Source organism: Klebsiella sp. MS 92-3 (assembly GCF_000195655.1).
Lineage (GTDB): Bacteria > Pseudomonadota > Gammaproteobacteria > Enterobacterales > Enterobacteriaceae > Klebsiella > Klebsiella pneumoniae.
Window position 1 is genome coordinate 4,300 of sequence record NZ_GL882805.1, and the last position, 4,323, is coordinate 8,622.

Consider the following 4,323-nt stretch of genomic DNA (forward strand, 5'->3'; position numbering starts at 1 on the left):
GCCTTTTTGCGCTGTAAGGCGCCAGTAGCGTTTCACGCTGTTTGACTACTGGTTTGCCTCTCAATGCTTGTTTCTATCGACGACTTAATATACTGCGACAGGTTAGGGTTCCTGGGCTGTGTAAATCGCAATGAAATGGTTTAAGCGTGATAGCAACAGGCATTGCGGAAAGTGTTCCATTTTCCGGTCAACAAAATAGTGTTGCATAAAAAACTGCCCTCTGCGGGCAGATGGGTCGACTTGTCAGCGAGCTGAGGAACCCTATGGTTTACTCCTATACCGAGAAAAAACGTATTCGTAAGGATTTTGGTAAACGTCCACAAGTTCTGGATGTGCCATATCTCCTTTCTATCCAGCTTGACTCGTTCCAGAAGTTTATCGAGCAAGATCCTGAAGGGCAGTATGGTCTGGAAGCTGCTTTCCGTTCCGTATTCCCGATTCAGAGCTACAGCGGTAATTCCGAGCTGCAATACGTCAGCTACCGTCTGGGCGAACCGGTTTTTGACGTTAAAGAATGTCAGATCCGTGGCGTGACTTATTCTGCACCGCTGCGCGTAAAACTGCGTCTGGTGATCTACGAGCGCGAAGCGCCAGAAGGCACCGTCAAAGACATTAAAGAACAAGAAGTCTACATGGGCGAAATTCCGCTCATGACCGACAACGGTACCTTTGTTATCAACGGTACCGAGCGTGTTATCGTTTCTCAGCTGCACCGTAGCCCGGGCGTCTTCTTTGACAGTGACAAAGGTAAGACCCACTCCTCCGGTAAGGTTCTGTATAACGCACGTATCATCCCTTACCGCGGTTCCTGGCTGGACTTCGAATTCGACCCGAAAGACAACCTGTTCGTTCGTATCGACCGTCGTCGTAAGCTGCCGGCTACCATCATCCTGCGCGCGCTGAATTACACCACTGAGCAGATCCTTGACCTGTTCTTCGAAAAAGTGGTCTTTGAAATTCGCGACAACAAGCTGCAGATGGAGCTGATTCCGGAGCGTCTGCGCGGTGAAACTGCCTCCTTCGATATCGAAGCCAACGGCAAAGTGTACGTTGAGAAAGGCCGTCGCATCACGGCTCGTCATATCCGTCAGCTGGAAAAAGACGATATCAAGCATATCGAAGTGCCGGTTGAATATATCGCGGGCAAAGTGGCGGCTAAAGACTATATCGATGAAGCGACTGGCGAACTGATCTGCCCGGCGAACATGGAGCTGAGCCTGGATCTGCTGGCTAAGCTGAGCCAGTCTGGCCACAAGCGTATCGAAACGCTGTTCACCAACGATCTGGACCACGGCCCGTACATCTCTGAAACGGTACGCGTCGACCCGACTAACGATCGTCTGAGCGCGCTGGTAGAAATCTACCGCATGATGCGCCCTGGCGAGCCGCCGACTCGTGAAGCCGCTGAAAGTCTGTTTGAGAACCTGTTCTTCTCTGAAGACCGCTACGATCTGTCCGCGGTTGGTCGTATGAAGTTCAACCGTTCTCTGCTGCGCGACGAAATCGAAGGTTCCGGTATCCTGAGCAAAGACGACATCATCGAAGTGATGAAGAAGCTCATCGATATCCGTAACGGTAAAGGCGAAGTGGATGATATCGACCACCTCGGCAACCGTCGTATCCGTTCCGTTGGCGAAATGGCGGAAAACCAGTTCCGCGTTGGCCTGGTACGTGTAGAGCGTGCGGTGAAAGAGCGTCTGTCTCTTGGCGATCTGGATACCCTGATGCCTCAGGATATGATCAACGCCAAGCCGATTTCCGCAGCAGTGAAAGAGTTCTTTGGTTCCAGCCAGCTGTCTCAGTTTATGGACCAGAACAACCCGCTGTCTGAGATTACGCACAAACGTCGTATCTCCGCACTCGGCCCAGGCGGTCTGACCCGTGAGCGCGCAGGCTTCGAAGTTCGAGACGTACACCCGACCCACTACGGTCGCGTATGTCCGATCGAAACGCCTGAAGGTCCGAACATCGGTCTGATTAACTCCCTGTCCGTGTACGCGCAGACCAACGAATATGGCTTCCTTGAGACGCCGTATCGTAAAGTGACCAACGGTGTGGTTACTGACGAAATTCACTACCTGTCTGCTATCGAAGAAGGCAACTACGTTATCGCTCAGGCGAACTCCAACCTGGATGAAAACGGCCACTTCGTAGAAGATCTGGTTACCTGCCGTAGCAAAGGCGAATCCAGCTTGTTCAGCCGCGACCAGGTTGACTACATGGACGTATCCACCCAGCAGGTGGTATCCGTCGGTGCGTCCCTGATCCCGTTCCTGGAACACGATGACGCCAACCGTGCATTGATGGGTGCGAACATGCAACGTCAGGCGGTTCCGACTCTGCGCGCTGATAAGCCGCTGGTTGGTACCGGTATGGAACGTGCTGTTGCCGTTGACTCCGGTGTTACTGCCGTGGCTAAACGTGGCGGTACCGTTCAGTACGTGGATGCTTCCCGTATCGTTATCAAAGTTAACGAAGACGAGATGTACCCGGGCGAAGCAGGTATCGACATCTATAACCTGACCAAGTACACCCGTTCTAACCAGAACACCTGCATCAACCAGATGCCTTGCGTGTCCCTGGGCGAACCTATTGAGCGCGGCGACGTGCTGGCAGACGGCCCGTCCACCGACCTCGGTGAGCTGGCGCTGGGTCAGAACATGCGTGTAGCGTTCATGCCGTGGAACGGTTACAACTTCGAAGACTCCATCCTCGTTTCCGAGCGTGTTGTCCAGGAAGACCGTTTCACCACTATCCACATTCAGGAACTGGCGTGCGTGTCCCGTGACACCAAGCTGGGGCCGGAAGAGATCACTGCTGACATCCCGAACGTGGGTGAAGCTGCGCTCTCCAAACTGGATGAATCCGGTATCGTTTATATCGGTGCGGAAGTGACCGGCGGCGACATTCTGGTTGGTAAGGTAACGCCGAAAGGTGAAACCCAGCTGACGCCGGAAGAGAAACTGCTGCGCGCGATCTTCGGTGAGAAAGCGTCTGACGTTAAAGACTCTTCTCTGCGCGTACCGAACGGTGTCTCTGGTACCGTTATCGACGTTCAGGTCTTTACCCGTGACGGCGTAGAAAAAGACAAACGTGCTCTGGAAATCGAAGAGATGCAGCTGAAGCAGGCCAAAAAAGACCTGTCTGAAGAACTGCAGATCCTCGAAGCCGGTCTGTTCAGTCGTATCTACGCGGTGCTGGTCTCCGGTGGCGTTGAAGCTGAGAAGCTCGACAAGCTGCCTCGCGATCGCTGGCTGGAACTGGGCCTGACCGACGAAGAGAAACAAAATCAGCTGGAACAGCTGGCTGAGCAGTATGACGAACTGAAACACGAGTTCGAGAAAAAACTCGAAGCGAAACGCCGTAAAATCACCCAAGGCGACGATCTGGCACCGGGCGTGCTGAAGATTGTTAAGGTATATCTGGCCGTTAAACGCCGTATCCAGCCTGGTGATAAGATGGCAGGTCGTCACGGTAACAAGGGTGTTATCTCTAAGATCAACCCGATCGAAGATATGCCGCACGATGCTAACGGTACGCCGGTAGATATCGTACTGAACCCGCTGGGCGTACCGTCTCGTATGAACATCGGTCAGATCCTTGAAACTCACCTGGGTATGGCTGCAAAAGGCATCGGCGATAAGATCAACGCCATGCTGAAACAGCAGCAGGAAGTCGCGAAACTGCGCGAATTCATCCAGCGTGCTTACGATCTGGGCGCTGACGTTCGCCAGAAAGTTGACCTGAATACCTTCAGCGATGAAGAAGTTCTGCGTCTGGCTGAAAACCTGCGTAAAGGCATGCCGATCGCAACGCCGGTATTCGACGGTGCGAAAGAAGCTGAAATCAAAGAGCTGCTGCAGCTGGGCGACCTGCCGACTTCCGGTCAGATCACCCTGTTTGATGGCCGCACCGGTGAACAGTTCGAACGTCCGGTAACCGTGGGTTACATGTACATGCTGAAACTGAACCACCTGGTCGACGACAAAATGCACGCTCGTTCCACCGGTTCTTACAGCCTGGTTACTCAGCAGCCGCTGGGTGGTAAGGCACAGTTCGGTGGTCAGCGCTTCGGTGAGATGGAAGTGTGGGCGCTGGAAGCATACGGCGCGGCCTACACCCTGCAGGAAATGCTCACCGTTAAGTCTGATGACGTGAACGGTCGTACCAAGATGTATAAAAACATCGTGGACGGCAATCACCAGATGGAACCGGGCATGCCGGAATCCTTCAACGTACTGTTGAAAGAAATTCGCTCGCTGGGCATCAACATCGAACTGGAAGACGAGTAATTCTCGCTCAAACAGGTCACTGCTGCCGGGG

At 53.4% G+C, this 4,323-nt stretch carries 1 protein-coding gene; it reads left to right on the forward strand.

Annotation, left to right across the window (positions count from 1 at the left end):
* The first annotated feature begins 263 nt into the window (after positions 1-263).
* On the forward strand, positions 264-4,292 hold the full coding sequence (gene rpoB / locus HMPREF9538_RS14735; protein WP_004152306.1) for a DNA-directed RNA polymerase subunit beta: 4,029 nt from the start codon (positions 264-266) through the stop codon (positions 4,290-4,292).
* The last annotated feature ends 31 nt before the right edge of the window (positions 4,293-4,323 follow it).

Coding starts and splice junctions, on each gene's coding strand:
- rpoB (WP_004152306.1), top strand. CDS start 264: ATGGTTTACTCCTATACCGAGAAAAAACGTATTCGTAAGGATTTTGGT.